At 73.4% G+C, this 17,131-nt stretch carries 16 protein-coding genes; 7 read left to right on the plus strand and 9 right to left on the minus strand.

What is annotated here, in order from left to right:
- Positions 1–127 precede the first annotated feature (127 nt).
- Positions 128–754, minus strand: coding sequence for a hypothetical protein (locus tag JOD51_RS04225; protein ID WP_204607168.1), 627 nt, complete (start codon positions 752–754; stop codon positions 128–130).
- A 144-nt stretch (positions 755–898) separates the two neighbouring features.
- On the opposite strand from JOD51_RS04225, the gene JOD51_RS04230 reads away from it, so the two are divergent.
- The 3 genes from JOD51_RS04230 to JOD51_RS04240 all read left to right on the plus strand — a co-directional run bounded on the left by JOD51_RS04230 (position 899) and on the right by JOD51_RS04240 (position 3,701).
- Positions 899–1,582, plus strand: a complete 684-nt coding sequence (locus tag JOD51_RS04230) for a response regulator transcription factor (RefSeq protein ID WP_204607169.1) — start codon at positions 899–901, stop codon at positions 1,580–1,582.
- 41 nt (positions 1,583–1,623) lie between these two features.
- Positions 1,624–3,159, plus strand: coding sequence for a HAMP domain-containing sensor histidine kinase (locus tag JOD51_RS04235; RefSeq protein WP_204607170.1), 1,536 nt, complete (start codon positions 1,624–1,626; stop codon positions 3,157–3,159).
- A gap of 65 nt (positions 3,160–3,224) precedes the next feature.
- Complete coding sequence (locus tag JOD51_RS04240; RefSeq protein WP_204607171.1) at positions 3,225–3,701, plus strand: NUDIX hydrolase; 477 nt, start codon at positions 3,225–3,227, stop codon at positions 3,699–3,701.
- Positions 3,702–3,716: 15 nt separating this feature from the next.
- Here JOD51_RS04240 and JOD51_RS04245 read toward each other — a convergent pair whose 3' ends face one another.
- Genes JOD51_RS04245 through JOD51_RS04255 form a run of 3 tightly spaced genes read right to left on the minus strand, consistent with a single transcriptional unit; the run spans position 3,717 to position 8,352 of the window.
- Positions 3,717–4,706: an XdhC family protein gene (locus tag JOD51_RS04245; RefSeq protein ID WP_204607172.1), complete on the minus strand. Its 990-nt coding sequence runs from the start codon at positions 4,704–4,706 to the stop codon at positions 3,717–3,719.
- Positions 4,706–7,498 carry a molybdopterin-dependent oxidoreductase gene (locus JOD51_RS04250; protein WP_204607173.1) on the minus strand — a complete coding sequence of 931 codons (2,793 nt, stop codon included), beginning with the start codon at positions 7,496–7,498 and terminating at the stop codon, positions 4,706–4,708. The genes JOD51_RS04245 and JOD51_RS04250 overlap by 1 nt, the downstream gene beginning before the upstream one ends.
- Positions 7,495–8,352, minus strand: coding sequence for an FAD binding domain-containing protein (locus tag JOD51_RS04255; protein WP_204607174.1), 858 nt, complete (start codon positions 8,350–8,352; stop codon positions 7,495–7,497). Before JOD51_RS04255 ends, JOD51_RS04250 begins: the two co-directional genes overlap by 4 nt.
- A gap of 216 nt (positions 8,353–8,568) precedes the next feature.
- On the opposite strand from JOD51_RS04255, the gene uraD reads away from it, so the two are divergent.
- The 4 genes from uraD to JOD51_RS04275 are packed head-to-tail and all read left to right on the plus strand — an operon-like array spanning position 8,569 to position 11,174.
- Positions 8,569–9,126, plus strand: coding sequence for a 2-oxo-4-hydroxy-4-carboxy-5-ureidoimidazoline decarboxylase (gene uraD / locus JOD51_RS04260; RefSeq protein ID WP_204607175.1), 558 nt, complete (start codon positions 8,569–8,571; stop codon positions 9,124–9,126).
- Positions 9,123–9,479 carry a hydroxyisourate hydrolase gene (uraH, locus tag JOD51_RS04265; RefSeq protein WP_204607176.1) on the plus strand — a complete coding sequence of 119 codons (357 nt, stop codon included), beginning with the start codon at positions 9,123–9,125 and terminating at the stop codon, positions 9,477–9,479. The genes uraD and uraH overlap by 4 nt, the downstream gene beginning before the upstream one ends.
- Positions 9,480–9,483: 4 nt before the next feature.
- Positions 9,484–10,494 carry a factor-independent urate hydroxylase gene (gene pucL / locus JOD51_RS04270; protein ID WP_204607177.1) on the plus strand — a complete coding sequence of 337 codons (1,011 nt, stop codon included), beginning with the start codon at positions 9,484–9,486 and terminating at the stop codon, positions 10,492–10,494.
- A gap of 8 nt (positions 10,495–10,502) precedes the next feature.
- The gene (locus JOD51_RS04275) at positions 10,503–11,174 is read left to right on the plus strand and encodes a nucleotidyltransferase family protein (protein ID WP_259558710.1); all 672 of its coding nucleotides are present in this window, start codon (positions 10,503–10,505) and stop codon (positions 11,172–11,174) included.
- Positions 11,175–11,460: 286 nt separating this feature from the next.
- Here the strand turns inward: JOD51_RS04275 and JOD51_RS04280 are convergent, their stop codons facing one another.
- From JOD51_RS04280 to JOD51_RS04300, 5 genes are all read right to left on the minus strand, one after another.
- Positions 11,461–12,555 (minus strand): alkene reductase, encoded by a 1,095-nt coding sequence (locus tag JOD51_RS04280; protein WP_204610805.1) that lies wholly within the window; start codon positions 12,553–12,555, stop codon positions 11,461–11,463.
- A gap of 97 nt (positions 12,556–12,652) precedes the next feature.
- A complete protein-coding gene (locus JOD51_RS04285) occupies positions 12,653–12,865 on the minus strand; it encodes a hypothetical protein (protein ID WP_204607178.1) in 213 nt (70 codons plus the stop codon).
- 61 nt (positions 12,866–12,926) lie between these two features.
- The gene (locus tag JOD51_RS04290) at positions 12,927–13,370 is read right to left on the minus strand and encodes a MarR family winged helix-turn-helix transcriptional regulator (RefSeq protein WP_204607179.1); all 444 of its coding nucleotides are present in this window, start codon (positions 13,368–13,370) and stop codon (positions 12,927–12,929) included.
- A gap of 201 nt (positions 13,371–13,571) precedes the next feature.
- Positions 13,572–16,271: an MMPL family transporter gene (locus tag JOD51_RS04295; protein WP_204607180.1), complete on the minus strand. Its 2,700-nt coding sequence runs from the start codon at positions 16,269–16,271 to the stop codon at positions 13,572–13,574.
- 79 nt (positions 16,272–16,350) lie between these two features.
- On the minus strand, positions 16,351–16,986 hold the full coding sequence (locus JOD51_RS04300) for a TetR/AcrR family transcriptional regulator (protein ID WP_204607181.1): 636 nt from the start codon (positions 16,984–16,986) through the stop codon (positions 16,351–16,353).
- Between the last annotated feature and the right edge of the window lie 145 nt (positions 16,987–17,131).

Genomic DNA, 17,131 nt, shown 5'->3' on the forward strand with positions numbered 1-17,131 from the left:
GCGGCGATCGATCCCGCACCCCGCTTCCTCCGCGAGACCGACCGAGCGGATCCGGCCGGTCCGGTCCGGACCAGCCGGGAGGCGCGGTGCGGGTCGGACCCGCACCGCGCCTCCCGGCCCGGTCGCGTCAGGAACCTGACGTCGGTGCGTCGCTCGGTGCGTCGCTCGGGGCACCGGTGGGGGCGTCAGCCGGGGCGGGCGGGGTCGGCGCCGAGCCGTCCGTCGCCGGGGGAGTCGGCGCCTTGCCGTCGCCCTTCGGCGGCGTCGGCACCTTCCCGTCTGCCTTCGGTGCTGCTCCGTCGGGACCGCACGTGGCGGCTCCGCCGGCCGGACCGGCTCCGGGCCCGGCTGCCGGACCACCGGCGGGGCCACCTGCCGGGCCGCCGGCTGCACCACCGGCTGCGCCCGGACCGGCGGGCGCACCGCTCGGCGCTCCCGTCGGCGCACCGGTGGGCGCCCCGGACGGTGCTCCGCTCGGCGCCCCGGTCGGCGCGGTGACGCTGCTGTTCCCACCGTCACCCGGACCGGCAGCCATCGCCGCGGTGACGCCGACCCCGCCGAGGACGAGGGTGGCGGCGACCGCGGCACCGATGCCGGCGCGGCGGGCGAAGCGTCGTCGTCCGGCGGTGCGGTCGGCTGCGGGTGCTGTGGTGGGCGCCGCGGCGAAGTGGTCCACGGGGTACTGCTCCGTGGGCTGGTCGTTCCGGTTGCGGTTGCGGTCGTTCTGGTCGTCGGGCTGGTTGCTCTGGTGCATCGGGGTGCTCCTCGTGGTCGTGACGAACCCGTCCGGCTCGCTGTGGACCACGCTGGAAGTCGTGTCTGAAGCAGAACTGAAGCACAGGCGTTGCCCAGGTCGTTCCATGCTCCTTGCTCGCAGTGGACGCCTACGGTTCCCGGCGTGACCCTCCCCGCCCGCATCCTCGTCGTCGACGACGACGAGTCCATCCGCACCGCCGTCGCCTCGAGCCTCCGCGCCGAGGGGTTTGCCGTGCGCACCGCCGGCGACGGCGACACCCTCGTCGACGACCTGGCCTCCGGGCGCCCCGACCTGGTGGTGCTGGACTGGATGCTGCCCGGTGCGAGCGGCATCGTGCTGGCTGCCCGCGTGCGGTCGGTGTCGGACGCGGCCGTGGTGATGATGACGGCGCGGGACGAACTCGAGGACCGACTCCGCGGGTTCGCCGAGGGGGCCGACGACTACGTGGTGAAGCCGTTCGCGATGGCGGAGCTCGTGGCCCGGGTCACCGCGGTCCTGCGGCGGCGCGGGCGGATCCCGTCCGTGGTCGAGGTCGGCGACCTGGTCGTCGACCCGGACGGCGCGACCGCCCGCCGCGGTGGTGCGCTGCTCGACCTGACCGCGACCGAGTTCCGGCTGCTCTGCTTCCTGGCCGAGGGTCGTGGCCGGACGCTGTCGAAGGCGCAGATCCTGACGCAGGTGTGGGGGTACGACGACATCGACCCGAACATCGTCGAGGTGCACCTCAGTGCACTGCGGCGGAAGATGGAGGCGCACGGCCCACGCCTCATCCACACGATCCGCGGGCTGGGCTACCGGATGAGCGCCGAGCGGGTCGCCGCGTGAGCCGCCGCCGGGTCGTGGTCAGTCACAGCACGCAACCGGCTGTGACAGCCGCGCCGCCCGCACTCCGCACCACGTCCCTCCGCCTGCGGACCGTCGTGGCGATCGTGGTGCTCCTGGCCGTCCTGCTGGGCGGGCTGTGCGTCGCGGTGCAGGTCCTGCTCGGTGATCAGCTCCGCGCGCAGACCGTCGACCGGCTGCGGGACCGGGCGTCCGCGGCGGCGGCCCTCGTCGGGACGGTCGACGCCGACGACCTCGCCGACCGGCTGTCCATGCAGGGGTTGTCCGTCCGCATCGTGCAGCCCGACGGTGCCGAGGTGCAGGCCGGCCCGTCGCCCGAGCAGCTCCGCGCCGGACCACCCGACCCGGGGAGCCTGCCCGCGCCGGGGTCGGGCCCGGGGGCAGCTGCTGGCGGCACCGGCACCGGCACAGGCACGGGCCGCACCACGACCGGCAGTGCGGACGGCGCGTCCGTGGTGTCCTCGACGACCTCCGAGGACGACGGTGTCCTGACCCTTCGGTCGCGGCTCGACGACGGCACGGTCCTGACCCTGACGACCGGCACGCGCGACGTCCAGTCCACCCTGTCGACACTCGGCTGGGTGATGGGCGCCGCGTCCGCCGGGTTCCTCGTCGTCGCCGTCGTCGGTGTCACCCTCGTTGTTCGCCGGGCGCTCCGACCACTCGACGTCGTGACGTCGACCGCGATGTCGATCGCCGGGGGTGACCGTGGCCGACGCCTCCGCCCGCACCGGAACGACACCGAGATCGGCCGCGTCGCGACCGCCCTCGACACCATGCTCGACGCCGTTGAGGGTGCGGAGGACTCCGCCGTCCAGGCCGAGCTGCGCCTCCGGGCGTTCCTGTCCGACGCCGCGCACGAACTCCGCACCCCGGTCGCCGGGGTCCGGGCGGCCGCGGAGACGCTGATCCGCGCGGGCGTGCAGGGCGGGCAGCAGGAGCAGCTCGCGGTGCACGTCGTGCGACAGGCGGGGCGCGCCTCCCGGCTCGTCGACGACATGCTCACGATGGCGCGGCTGGATCGTGGGATCGAACTCGACCGCCGACCGGTGGACCTGGCCGCGTTCCTGACGGCTGAGGCAGAACGGCTGGTCCTGCGGCTGCCGTCGGTGCGCCTCGACGTGCGGGTGCCGGACCATCCGGTGCCGGCCTTGCTCGACGCGGACCGGATCGCCCAGGTGCTCGGCAACCTCGCCGACAACGCCGCCCGGGCGACCGGCGGTGACGGCCACCTGCTGCTGACGCTCCTGGCTGCCGCCGGTGCGGACACCGCGGTGGTCCGGCTGGAGGACGACGGCGTCGGCATCCCGCTCGCGGACCGGGAGCGCGTCTTCGACCGACTCGTCCGCTTGGACGACGGACGCGAGGACCGGAGCGGCGGCGCCGGGCTCGGCCTGCCGATCGCGCGCGGGATCGCGCGTGCGTCCGGCGGCGAGCTGGTCGCGGCCGACCCGCTCGTCCTGGACGGCGCGGCGTTCGTGCTCACCCTGCCCGTGTCCGGCTCGGGCAGTCCGGTACCGGACCACGGCCGGGAGGCGCGACTCACCCCCGTCGGCTGAGGTCCCGTCGCGTGGTGCGGTCGCGTGACGCCCCCTCGGGTGCGTCCGCTCGGTACCCTCGTCCGGTGCAGGACGACGCCCCGCAGGTCATCGCGTCGACCGTCGACGCCCCGTGGCTGCCGCCGGGCGGTGTCGCGGACGTCGTCCTCGGCGGCCCCGTGCTCGGTCCAACCGGGCTGGTCCGCCTGCTGCTGACCGACGGCCACCGCGTCTTCTGCACACGTCGCGACGGGTCCGGCAAGCTCGACCTGCCGACGGCGCGCGTCGGTCCGGACGACCACGACGGTGTGCTCGCCATCGCGGCACTCACCCGTCACGTGGTCGGTGGTCCCGTGCCGCTCCGGTACGTCGGGGCCGTGCGCAACACGGTCAGGGTGCCGACACCGGAGTACGAGTGGCCGACACCGGTCGCTGCCTTCGCGGTCTGGACGGCCGTGGCCCGTCCCGTCGTCCCGGGCGAGTGGGTCGACGGCGGGACCGGGTCCGTGCTGGCCGAGCGGCACTGGTTCCCGCTGCTCGGGCGGCTGTCGGCCGGTCCCTGAGCACGCGGTCGTGGCTCAGCGGGCGGCGACCGCCCGCCGGTGCACCGGTCCGCTGCCGTCGACGAGCGCGCCGCCCGAGGCACCGCGGCGGACCGCCACCACCTCGGCCATGATCGACAGCGCCATCTCGGCGGGCGTCTCAGCGCCGATGTCGAGGCCGATCGGGGACCGCAGCCGCTCGGTGCCGGGCGTCCCGAGCTCCCGCAGCACCGACAGCCGCCGCTCGTGCGTCGCCCGGGACCCCATCGCCCCGACGTACCCGGCACCACGACGGAGCGCCAGGTCGAGCACCTCGGCGTCGAACCGCTCGTCGTGGGTGAGCACGATGACGACGGTGTCCGGCCCGATCGCGGTGTCGGCGAGGACCCGCGGCGGCCACCCGACGACCCGCTCCTGCGCCGCCGGGAACCGCTGGTCGGTGAGGAACACCGGCCGCGGGTCGACGACGGTCACCGCGTAGCCGAGCATCGCCGCGGTGTTCGTGACGGCGACGGCGAACTCGACCGCGCCGACGACGATGCACCGTGCCCGTCCGCCGGCGTACTCGGTGAAGACGCGGGTCCGGCAGCCGTCCGACGCCGTCACCACGGTGCCGAGCGAGGCCGCGTCGAGCGACAGGGCGAGCGACGTCGGCGTCCCGGCAGCGGCGGCGCGGAGCGCGTCGACGACGACGGCGTCGGTCGGCAGGACGCGGCGCACGAGGACCTCGACCCGGCCCCCGCACCGGAGACCCGGCGCCCAGTCGGCCAGCGGGTCGGAGGGGTCCTCGAACCCGAACCGCTCCAGGACCGGGACGCCGGTCGCCATGACCTGTTCGGCGGTGTCGTACAGCGCCCCCTCGACGCACCCGCCGGAGATCGTGCCGACGACCTCACCGCCGGGCAGCACGGCCATCGAGGTGCCGGTGCCGCTCGGCGCGCTGCCCTGCACGTCGACGGCGGTCGCGACGACGATCGGGTCGCCGCCGTCGAGCACGGCCAGGAGGCGCGGTGCCAGTTCGAACATCAGGCACCTCCGGCGTCGGTCGCGTCCGTCAGCAGCGCCCACACCCGGTCGCGGGTCATCGGCAGGCGGTACGGCCGGATGCCGATCGCGTCGCGGACGGCGTTGGCGACGGCCGGGGCGACGGGGTTGTAGGGCGCCTCGCTCATCGACTTCGCGCCGAGGGGTCCGAGCGGGTCGTGTGTCTCGGCGAACAGCACCCGGGTGCGCGGCACGTCGGAGATCTTCGGCACCCGGTAGGAGCGGAAGGCGTCGGTGGTGACCCGGCCGGTGTCGTCGAGCACGACTTCCTCGTAGAGCGTCGACCCGATCGCCTGTGCGGCACCGCCCTCGACCTGGCCGCGGAGCTGTTCGGGGTTGAGGACGGTGCCGGCGTCGACGGCCTGCACGCTCTGCAGGATGCGGACCTCGCCGGTCGGTCGGTGCACCGCGACCCGGGCGCCGTGCACCGTGAACGCGAGGGAGCGCGGGGTGCCGTCGTGGCTGGCGTGGGCGACGAGCGGCCCCTCGGCCAGCAGTTCGGCGTGTCCGACGAGTTCGTCGCCGACGCGGACGCCCTCGGGCTCGACGGTGACCGCGGGACCGAGCACCCCGGAGGCGGTGCGTGGCGTGCGGGCTGCGACGAGTGCCAGGGCCCGGGCGGTCAGGTCGTCGCGGAGTGCCTGCGCGGCCGCGTACAGGGCACGGCCGGCGACGACGACCCCGGCGGACCCGAACGCCCCGGTGTCGTGGTGGGTGGCGTCGGTGTCGGACTGGTGCACGTCGACCCGGTCGGGCGTGGTGCCGAGTGCGGTGGCGACGAGCTGCGTGTGCACGGTGGTGGTGCCGTTGCCGAACTCGGCGGTGCCGACGCCGATCCGGTACCGGCCGCCGGACACCAGCTCGACCCAGGTGTGTGCGTGGTGGCCGCGGGGCGGCATGGTGGCGATGGCCGCGAGCGCGACACCGGTGCCGAACGCCCAGTCGGCAGAATCGTCCACCACCGGCCCGTCCATCCGCGGCACCTCGGGCAGCGGGCCGGCCAGGGCGTCCTCGACCAGGTCCAGGCACTGGTCGAGCCCGTAGCTGCCCTCCCACTGCAGGTCGCTCTGCTCGTGCGGGTCGGTGACGACGAGTGGGTCACCCGGCACGACGACGTTCCGCCGCCGGAGGTCGACCGGGTCGATGTCCAGCTCCCGGGCCAGGTCGTCCATCGCCGACTCGATCGCGAACACCACCTGCCCGAGCCCGTACCCGCGGAACGCCCCCGAGGGCAGGTTGTTCGTGTAGACCGACTCCGCGTCGACGCGCTTCACCGGGCAGCGGTACACCGCGACGGACTCGCTGACCGAGTGGAACATCACGCCGATGCCGTGGTTGCCGTACGCCCCGGTGTCCATCGTCTGGTCGACGTGCAGCGCCGTGAGCGTGCCGTCCGCATCGGCACCGAGCCGGACCCGGACACGCATCGGGTGCCGGGTGGGCGCGACCGTGAACTCGTCCCGGCGGCTGAACTCGAACTGCACGGTGCGGCCGGTCCGGAGCACCGCCAGGGTGACGAGGTCCTCGGTGAGCAGCTCCTGCTTGCCGCCGAAGCCGCCGCCCACCCGTTTCGCGACGACGCGCACCCGGGCCGGGTCGAGCGCGAAGACGCGGGCGACCTCGTCCCGCACCAGGAACGGGACCTGCGTGGCGGTCCGGAGCACGAGCCTCCCGTCCGGGTCCACCCACCCGCGGGTCGCGTGCGTCTCGAGGGCGGCGTGCGAGACGCGGCCGGTGGTCCAGACCCCGTCGACGGTCGCGGCCGACGCGGACAGTGCGGTCTCGACGTCGCCGGTCCCGCCGTGGAGGCTCGCCACCACGTTCCGCGCAGGCTCGGCGATCCGGTGCTCGGCCGTCGTCTTGTCACCGTGCAGGAGCGGGGCATCCGGTCGGCGTGCGGCGTCGGGATCGTGGACGCTGTCGAGGACCTCGTACTCGACCCGGACCAGGGCGCACGCCTGCTCGGCGATCCGGACACTGTCGGCGACCACGGCGGCGACGCGCTGGCCGCGGAACCGCAGCACCGGGTCGAGCACGCGGGTGTCGTCGGGGTCGTCGAGTCGGGACTCGTGTCGGCCGGTGGAGAACAGCACGCCGGGGTCGTCGTGGTGGGTCAGTACGGCGTGCACGCCGGGCAGGGCCGAGGCCTCGGCGGTGTCGATCGCGGTGATGCGGGCGTGCGGGTGCGGGCTGCCGAGGACGGCGAGGTGCAGGAGCGCCTCGGTCCGCCGGAGTCCGTCGCCCGGGATGTCCAGCGTGTACTCCTCGCGGCCGGTGACGATGCGCCGGGCGGCGGGGGCGGCGACCGAGGTGCCGATCGCCGCGCCCGGTGCCGCGCACGAGGTGTTCGCGACGCCGTCGAGTGCGTCCTCGATCGCCCGGTACCCGGTGCAGCGGCAGAGGTTCCCCTTGAGCTTCCGGTGCCGGTCGGCCAGGTCGTCCTCGGTCAGTGTCGACGCGGTGACCACGAAGCCCGCCGTGCAGAAGCCGCACTGGAACCCGGGTGCCTCGGCGAACGCGCGCTGGACGGGGTGCGGGTCCTCGGGGGTGCCGAGACCGGCGGCCGTGGTGACCGAGCGGCCCTCGAGCCGGTGGGCCGGGGTGATGCAGGAGTGCACCGGTACCTGGTCGACGAGGACCGTGCAGGCACCGCAGTCCCCGGCGTCGCAGCCCTTCTTCACCGAGGTCACGCCGTGGTCGCGGAGGAGCGTGCGGAGGACCTGTCCGGGCTGCGGCGCGACCTCGAGCGGTGCGCCGTCCACCTCGAGCCTCATCGGGTGCCCGCCGTCGTTGCGGGTGTTCCCGGTGCGGCCGCTGCCTCGGCCGCTTCGTCCCGGAGCTCGTGGGCGAAGACGCTGCTCACCGCTCGTCGCCACCGGGGGGATCCGTGCGGGTCGTCGTACCAGTCCTCGTCCGCGCCCAGGACGGCGTCGAGTGCTGCGTCCACCTCGCCGGCCGACGGCACCGACGACCACCGGAACACCACCGGCCGCGGGGTCGCCGCCGTGACGACGAGCACGAAGCCCGCCGCCGACCACCGTGCGGTGACGAGCGAGCCCGACCGGCCGTGCGGGCTGAGCGACACCCGGCGGAACCCGGTCGTCGCCCGCAGTGCCTCTTCCGGCAGTTCGAACGCCCGGATCACCTCGCCGTGCCGGAGGTCGAGCGTCTGTACCCCGAGCACGAGCCGGTCCACGGGGACGCGGCGCTCCCCGCCGTCCGGCGTCCACACAACCGCGGTCGCGTCGAGCGTGACGAGGAGCGCCGTCATCGCCCCGGCCGGCAACCCGACCGCCACGTTCCCGCCGACGGTCGCCGCGTTCCACACCTTGAACGAGGCGAGCAGCGCGTTCGCACACCGGTCGACCAGCGGCCAGGCGACCCAGTCGGGGTCCGGCTGCACCCGGAGCAGCGCGGCGATCGTGCACGTCGCCGCGATCGTCAGCGTGCCGGGCGTCCGCTCGACGTCGGGCCAGCCGAGCGTCGTCAGGTCGACGAGCCCGGTCAGGCCGGGTTGCTCCTCCGAGAAGAGCCAGGTGCCGCCACCGAGCGGGCGGTCACCGGGTGCGAAGACGAGGTCGTCGCGGTGCGACGGGGTCCGCACGGTGCGGACGGAGACGAGGTCCATGGACGGGTCCGATCAGGGCAGGGCGGCAGGGGTCGACGAGCGCACCGACTCGTCGGCCGTGCGCGATCATGCCCCGGTTCCATGCCATGTCGGCCACGCTAGGGAACCGGTGTTTCAGCGTCGTTACGGGGAAGGAACAGCCGCGGTCGGGTGGTGCAGCGGACCCGTGACCTGCCCGACCTCTCCCCGAAACACGGGGGTGCCATCCTCCGGGACATGACCGTTCCACCGTCCGACACCGCCACGTCCGGCGCTGTCACCCAGGCATCCGCGACCACCGGCAGCGCCCTCGCGTTCGACCGGCTCGACGACGACGCTGCCCGGGCCCTCGTCACGTCGTGGGCCGCGGTGCCCCGGTGGGTCGACGCCGTCCTCGCCGGCCGCCCGTACGGATCGGCGGACGCCCTCGCCGCCGCGGCCGACCGGCTCGCCCGGACCTGGACCGACGACGAGGTCGACGCCGCGCTCGCCGAGCACCCGCGGATCGGGGACCGGCCGGTGGGTGACGGGGCCGCGGCAGCAGCCTCCCGGCTGGAACAGGCCGCGTCCGCCGGTGCCGACGCGAACACCGCGGCCGCGCTCCGGGCCGGCAACGCCGCCTACGAGACCCGCTTCGACCGGGTGTTCCTCATCCGCGCTGCCGGTCGCAGCGCCGACCAGGTGCTCGCCGAGCTCCGCCGACGGATGGAGAACGACGACGCCGCCGAGCGCGTCGAGGTCGCCGACCAGCTGCGGGAGATCGCCCTCCTCCGACTCGACCGGAGCGTCCGGTGAGCCACCTCAGCACCCACGTGCTCGACACCACGAACGGGTGGCCCGCCGCCGGGGTCGCCGTCTCGCTGACCGACGCCGCCGGGGTGCTCGTCGCCTCCGGTCGCACCGATGCCGACGGTCGGATCAGCAGCCTGGGACCGGATCTGCTCGCTCCGGGGGAGTGGACCCTGTCCTTCGCCACGGGCGCGTACTGGGCGGCGCTCGACACCGGCACGTTCCACCCGCGGGTGACCGTGACGATCACCGTGCCCGAGACGCCCGGAACGACCGAGGGGCCCGACGACCCCGCGCCGCACCTGCACGTCCCCCTCCTGCTCAGTCCGTTCGCCTACTCCACCTACCGAGGGAGCTGACCCCATGACCGACACCAGCACCGCCCCCGACAGCGCCACCGCCACGGCACCCGCCACGGCACCCGCCACGGCACCCGCCACGGCACCCGCCACGGCACCCGCCCCCACCACGGTCCACCTCGGCGCCAACCAGTACGGCAAGGCCGAGGTCCGCCTGGTCCGGATCACCCGCGACACCGACCGCCACGAGATCGAGGACCTGACCGTCACGACCCAGCTGCGGGGCACGGCGCTCGCCGACTCGTACACCGACGGCGACAACGCGAAGGTCCTGGCGACGGACTCGCAGAAGAACACCGTCTACGCCTTCGCCCGCGAGCACGGTGTGCACAGCCCGGAGGAGTTCCTGCTCCGCCTGGGACGCCACTTCACCACCGCGTTCGACTGGTACGACGGCGCCACCCTCTCGGCCGAGCAGCACACCTGGGAGCGCATCACGGTCGCCGGCCGCGAGCACGACCACGCCTTCGTCCGCGCCGGCGCCGGCACCCGCACCGCCGTCGTGCAGGTCGACGGCGACGACGTCCACGTGATCGCGGGCGTCACCGACCTGACCGTGCTGAAGTCCACGGGCAGCGAGTTCCACGGCTTCCCGCGCGACGGCTACACGACCCTCGCCGAGACCGACGACCGGATCCTGGCGACCTCGGTGACGGCCCGCTGGCGGTACCTGCCCGACGCGGTCGCCGCCGGCATCGACTACGACGCGGTGCACGCCGGCGTCCTCGCACGGATGCTCGAGACCTTCGCCGACCTGCACTCGTTCGCGCTGCAGCAGACCCTGTTCGCGATGGGCCGCACCGCGATCGAGGCGTTCCCCGAGATCGCCGAGGTGCGCTTCTCGATGCCGAACAAGCACCACTTCCTGGTCGACCTGGCACCGTTCGGCCTCGACAACCCGGGCGAGGTCTTCTTCGCCGCGGACCGCCCCTACGGCCTGATCTCGGGCACGGTCGTCCGGGACGGCATCGAGGACGCCCCCGCCGCCTGGCTCGCCGTGCCCGGGTTCGTCTGAGCGACCACGTGACGACTGCCAGCGCGGGGCCCGGCCGGGTGGTCGGCGTCGGCCGGGTGGTCGGCGTCGTCCTCGCGGCTGGCGCGGGCACCCGGATGGGTCGGCCGAAGGCGCTGGTCCGACGAGCGGACGGCCGACCCTGGGTCGACCTGGCGGTCACCGCGTTGCTCGACGGCGGGTGCGATGCGGTCGTCGTCGTCCTCGGTGCCGCCAGCCGGGAGGCCCGTGCCCTGGTCCCCGACCGGCCGGCGGTCCGCAGCGTGGTCGCCGACGACTGGGAGCGCGGTCCGTCCGCCTCGCTGCTGACCGGTCTGGCGGCGGCGGCCGAGAACCCGGACGCGACGGCCGTGCTCGTCACGCTCGTGGACCTGCCCGGGCTGCCCGCCGCTGCGGTCCGGTGGGTGCTCGACGCCCGCGGGCGCGCGGCTCCGGACCACGCGTCGCTGCGGCGGGCGGTGCACGACGGCCGACCAGGGCACCCGGTGCTCGTCGGCCGCGACCACTGGGGAGCGCTCGGCGCATCGCTCCGGGCTGCGATCGCTGCGGCGGCGGGCGGCGACCGTGGCGCCGGTCCCTGGCTCCGGTCAGCGGGGGCGCAGCCGGTCGAGTGCGGCGACCTCTGGGACGGCGCCGACCAGGACCGGCCTCTGTCGAGTGCGGCCCGGTCGGGTGTGTGCTGAGTCGGGTGCGACCTGACCCGGGTGCGACCTGAGCCGGGAACGACGGGAGGCCCGGTGCCAGCTGGCACCGGGCCTCCCGTCGCGATGGCGGCCCTGCTGCTCGACGGCCTGTCGCACGAACGCCGCGCGCCGGACGGCTGGCGCCGATCGGCTGCGCACAACAGGAACCCGCTCGAACCATGGGAGACCATGGTTCGAGCGGGTTCCTGTTGTGCGGGTCCGGCTCGCGCTGGGGGCCGGGGCCGGGGCCGGGGCCGGGGCCGGGGCTCCCGTCGTGCGGTGCGGACTACGCGACCGACGTGCGCGCCTCGGCGAGGGTCGGGTAGTCGGTGTAGCCCTCGGCGGTCGCACCGTAGAAGAGCTCGGGGCGGGGCTCGTTGAGCTCGGCGTCCTGCTCCCAGCGCTCGGCGAGGTCCGGGTTCGCGATCGCGGGACGGCCGACGGCGATGGCGTCCGCGACGTCCTCGTCGACGACGGCGATGGCCTCGTCGCGCGTGGTCATCGCGCTGAAGCCCGAGTTCACGACGAACGGGGCGCCCGCGGTGCGGCGGATGTGCTGCACGAGCTCACCGGTCGGCTCGGCGTGCAGGACGTCGATGAAGGCGAGCCCGAGCGGCGCCAGGCCCTCGGCGATCGCGGAGTAGACGGCGCGCACGTCGTCGGCGTCGTCCTCGATGACGCCCTGGATGCCGTGCTCCGGCGACAGGCGGATGCCGGTGCGGTCCGCGCCGACGGCCTCGGCGACGGCCGTGGTGACCTCGACGGCGAAGCGGGCACGATTCTCGGCCGAGCCGCCGTACTGGTCTGTGCGGGTGTTCGAGTGGCTCGACATGAACTCGTGCACCAGGTAGCCGTTGGCGCCGTGCACCTCGACACCGTCGATGCCGGCGGCGATGGCGTTGCGGGCGGCCTGGACGAAGCCCTGGACTGCCTCGGCGACCTCGTCGGTGGTCAGCCCGTGCGGGACCGGCATGTCGGCCTTCGAGCCGTCGGCCAGGTGGGTCTGACCCGGGGCGGCGACGGCGCTCGGGCCGACGATGCGCGGGGTCTGCGAGATCGCGGGGTGCGAGACGCGACCACCGTGCATGAGCTGCATGACGATCGTGCCGCCGCGCTCGTGGACGGCGTCGGCGACGCGACGCCAGCCGGCGATCTGCTCGTCGGTCTCGATGCCGGGCTGGCCGGGGTAGGAGCGGCCCTCCTGCACGGGCCAGGTGCCCTCGGTGATGATCATGCCGAGGGTCGCGCGCTGCGCGTAGTGCTCGACGAGCAGGTCGTTGGGGATCCCGTGCTCGCCGGCGCGGGTGCGCGTGAGCGGGGCCATGACGATGCGGTTGCTGAGTCGGAGTGCGCCGAGGGCGGTGGGTTCGAAGAGCTTCACGCCGAGCGGCAACGTCGGCATCGTGTTGCGTATTCCAACTCGGTGAGGCCGGCCGGTGCGCGGGCGGCGGCCGGTACTCGGGCGCCGGCCGGTGCGCTCAGGAGCGCGGGCACACCAGCGTGGAGGAGCGGACCTGGCCCTCGGGGCGGATCACGGTGTGCAGGGACAGCGGCTGGTGGCAGATCGGGCAGCCGCGGTCGACCGTGCGGTCGTCGAGCCCCTCGGGGTGTCCGGCGCCGATCTGCGACGGGCCCATCTTGTCGATCAGCGTCGTGTTCCACCGCTCGTACCACTGCGCGAAGCGTCCCATGGTCACCCTTCCGTTCGTGCCCTGACCATTAGTGTACGCGCTGTTCCGCGGGACGGACAGGTCAGCCGTGGTCGACGACCTCGAGCAGTGCCGTCAGCTCGTCCTTCAGGGCCTCGAGCCGCGCCACCGGCCACCCGAGCTGGGCGGCGACCGCGACGGGGACCGCCTCGGCCCGGTCGCGGAGGGCTCGTCCGGCCGTGGTCAGGGACACCGCGAGCTGTCGTTCGTCCTCGGGGCTGCGGCCGCGACGGACGTACCCGGAGGCTTCGAGACGCTTCAGCAAGGGGCTCAAGGTCGCGGACTCGAGTCGGAGTTCGCCCGCGATCTCGCGCACCGAGCGGGGGTCACGCTCCCACAGTGCCAGCATGACGAGGTACTGCGGGTGCGTCAGGCCCATCGGTTCCAGGTGCTCGCGGTAGAGGCCGACCACACTGCGGCTCGTGGCGGCGAGGGCGAAGCAGAGCTGCCGGTCGAGGGAGAGCGGGTCGATCTCGGTGTGGAGCATGCGCCCACCGTACCCTTCGTGCACGAAGCGGCTGGCATCGAGGCGGCGGAACACCGGTGTTCGTCTGTTGCGCCGCGCATCTGCGCGATGTGATCGACGAACACCGGTGTTCCGCGGGGGTGGCGCGGGGTGGGCGACGGACGGGAGGCCCGGTGCCGGTCTCGTGGACCGGCACCGGGCCTCCCGGGGTGACGCTGGTGCCTACGCGCGGTGCGCGGGCGAGTGACCCGAGTCGTGGGTCGGCGCGTCCGGCTCCGCCGGGGCGGCGTGCGACCCGTGGTGCGCGTCGCCCTCGCCCGCTGCGGTGGACGATGCGTGCTGCGTCGCCGGCTGCATGCGCTCGAGCTTGGCGCCCTCGACGTCGACGTCCGGCAGGATCCGGTCGAGCCACTTCGGGATCCACCAGGCGCTCTTCCCGAGCAGGTGCATCACGGCCGGGATCAGCAGCATCCGGACCACGAACGCGTCGAGCAGGACGCCGAACGCGAGCCCGAACCCGATCGGCTTGATCGTCGACGAGTCCGAGAAGATGAACCCGGCGAACACCGAGATCATGATGATCGCGGCTGCCGTGACCACGGCGCGACCGGCGTGCAGACCACGCTGGACCGCGACCTTCGCGCTGGCCCCGTGGGCGTACGCCTCGCGCATGCCGGAGACCAGGAAGAGCTGGTAGTCCATCGCGAGACCGAACAGGATCCCGATCTCGATGATGGGCAGGAAGCTCAGGATCGGCGCCGGGTCGTGCACGCCGAACACGCTGCCGAGCCAGCCGAACTGGTAGATCGCGGTCAGCCCACCGAACGACGCGAGCACGGACAGGATGAAGCCCGCCGTCGCCGTGATCGGGACCAGGAACGACCGGAACACGATGATCAGGATGATGAGCGACAGACCCACCACGACCGCCAGGTAGAGCGGCAGGACGTTCGCGAGCTTCTCGGACACGTCGATGTTGGCGCTGGCGTTGCCGGCGACGCCGAGCTCCACCGTGCCGTCGTCGGTCGAGACGTTCTGCGCGCGGAGGTCCTTGACGAGCGTCTCGGTGGAGACGCTGTCCGGGCCGCCGTTCGGCTTCACCTGGAACGCGATGATCGAGCGGTCCTTCGACGCGCCGATCGGCAGGACGGCGTCGACGTCGTCGTTCTTCGACAGCGCCTGGCCGATGGTGACCTCGGTGCCGGTGACGTCGTCCTTGCCGACCGCCTTCGGCAGCGTCGCGACGACGAGCAGCGGGCCGTTCTGGCCGGCGCCGAACTCCTTCTCGAGCGTCTTGTACGCCTTGTACTGGCTGGACTCGACCGCCTCGGACGAGCCGGACGGCAGACCCAGGCGCATCTGCGTGGCGGGCAGCGCGATCGTGCCGAGGACGGCGATGCCCGCGACGAGCGTGATCACGGCACGCCAGGTCGACATCGGCTTGTTCGGCACCGGCACCGAGCCGGTGTGCCCGATCTGCTGCCGCTCCTTCTTCCGGAGGACCCGCAGGCCGAGCAGCGAGAGCAGGGCCGGGGTGAAGGACGTGGCGATGAGGATCGCGAACAGGACCGCGACCGCACCGACCGTGCCCATCAGGCCGAGGAACGGGATGCCGGTGATGTTCAGCGCGAGCAGCGCCACGATGACCGTGGTGCCCGCGAAGACCACCGCGTTGCCGGACGTGCCGTTCGCCAGCCCGATCGACTCGTGCACGCCCATGCCCTGCTTCAGCTGGGTCCGGTGGCGGTTCAGGATGAACAGCGAGTAGTCGATGCCGACCGCCAACCCGAGCATCACCCCGAGCACGGGCGTGACCGAGATGAACTCGACCAGGTCGGAGAAGGACAGCGAGGCGAGGGTCGCGACGCCGACACCGAGCACGGCGCTGAGCAGCGGGATCGCGGCACCGATCACCGTGCGGAGCATGAGGAACAGCACGAGCGCGGCGATGATGACGCCGATGATCTCGCCCGGTCCGAGGATCGACGGCACGCCCTGCGCGATGTCGTTCGACACGAAGACGTCGACGCCGCTGATCTTCGCGGCGTCCGCACGGTCCGAGATCTCCTGCTTCGTGGTCTGCGGGACCTCGAACGTCGACTTCGTGAACTGCACCGTGCCGATGGCGGCGGAGTCGTTCGACGAGACGAAGCGGATGTCCTTCGACAGGTCGAGCAGGTCGGAGCCCTGCTCGAGGTCCTTCTCGTTCTCCGCCAGCTTCTTCGTGTTCGCATCGATCGTCTTCTGCGCGTCGGCGATCTTCTGCTCGCCGGCGGTCAGCTGCTGCTGCTGGGCGTCGATCTGCGCCTGTGCCTGGGCGAGCTGCTGCTGGCCGGCCTGCGCCTGGGCCTGCGCTGCGGCGCTGGCGGCCGCAGCGGCTCCGGCGGCCTGGGCCTGCGCCTGCGCCTGGGCCTTCTTCGCGTCGAGCTGCGCCTGGGCGTCCTTGATCTGCTGCTGGCCGGACTCGAGCTGGGTCTTCTGCGCGTCGAGTTCCTGCTGCCCGTCCTCGAGCTTCTGGCGGCCGTCGGAGATCTCCTTGCGGCCGTCGACGATCTTCTGGCGCTGGTCGTCGAGTCGCTGCTGGGTGGCGAAGCCGTCGGTGGTGCCCTTGACGCCGGGCAGGTCCTCGAGGTCGGTCAGGAACGACTGCACCCCGTCCTTCTGGCTGTCCGAGAAGGCCTTGCCGTCGGTCGTCTGGAAGACGAGCGTGCCGTTGCCGCCGTTCGCGCTCGGGAACTTGTCGGCCAGCTCGTCCTGCACCTGGCTGGTCTTCGTGCCGGGGATCGTGATCGAGGACGAGATCGTGCCCGAGAACAGGCTGAAGGTGACACCGGCGATCGCCATGAGGACGATCCAGGCGATGATCACCGACCAGTGTCGGCGGGCCGCGAAGCGACCGAGGCGGTAGAGGAGACCGGCCATGCTGGGCCCCGTTCCTTTCATCGTGGGTGGTGCTGTCGAACGGGGTGCGCCGGTGGACCCCAGGGAGGACGTCGAGTGGTCAGTGCTCGGGCAGGTACCCGCTGCGGACGCTGTGCACGAGCCGTCCGAGCAGGGCGTCCCAGTCGTCCCGGGCCTGGTCGTCCAGGCGGGGGCCGGTGGTCGCGAGCCAGTGGTCGGCGATGACGACGATGCCGCTCATCAACGAGTCCACCAGGAGTGCGGTGTCCAGGGCATCAGCTGCGCGGTGCCGGCGGGCGACCTCGCTCCGGAGGCGCCCCGTCACGCGGGCGAACGCGGTCTGCGTGAGGGCGGCCGCCTTCGGGTCGTCCTCCTCCGGCTCGCCGAGGATCCGGTGCAGGCGGACGATCGCGCCGGGCAGGTCGGTGCCGCGGGCGGCGGACTCGAGCTCGTCGAACATCGCGGCACGGCTGCCGTCACCGACCGGAGTGTTCGCGATCTCGGCGAGGAACTGGTCGATGATCACCGACAGCACCTCTTCGCAGACCGACAGGCGGATCTCGTCGAGCGAGGCGAAGTGGTTGAACACCGTGCGTCGGGCGACGTCGGCGCGGGCGGCGAGCTCGTCGACGCTGAACTCGCCGCTGCGCTCGTCGATCAGGTCGCGAGCGGCCTGCAGGATCGCGGCCCGGTGCCGTGCCTTGAGGGCAGCACGGCGGTCGGGTGAGAGGGTCACGGTGAAGACACTAGGTGCATCGATGCACTCGGTGCACCTTCCTGGAGTCGATGCCCAGGTTCGTCCCCCGATCGGTGCGAGCGGACCTGCGGGAGCGCGCAGGTGCACTCGGCCACGGGCAGGATCGCCGCACTATCGTGTGACG

The organism is Curtobacterium herbarum (assembly GCF_016907335.1).
Lineage (GTDB): Bacteria > Actinomycetota > Actinomycetes > Actinomycetales > Microbacteriaceae > Curtobacterium > Curtobacterium herbarum.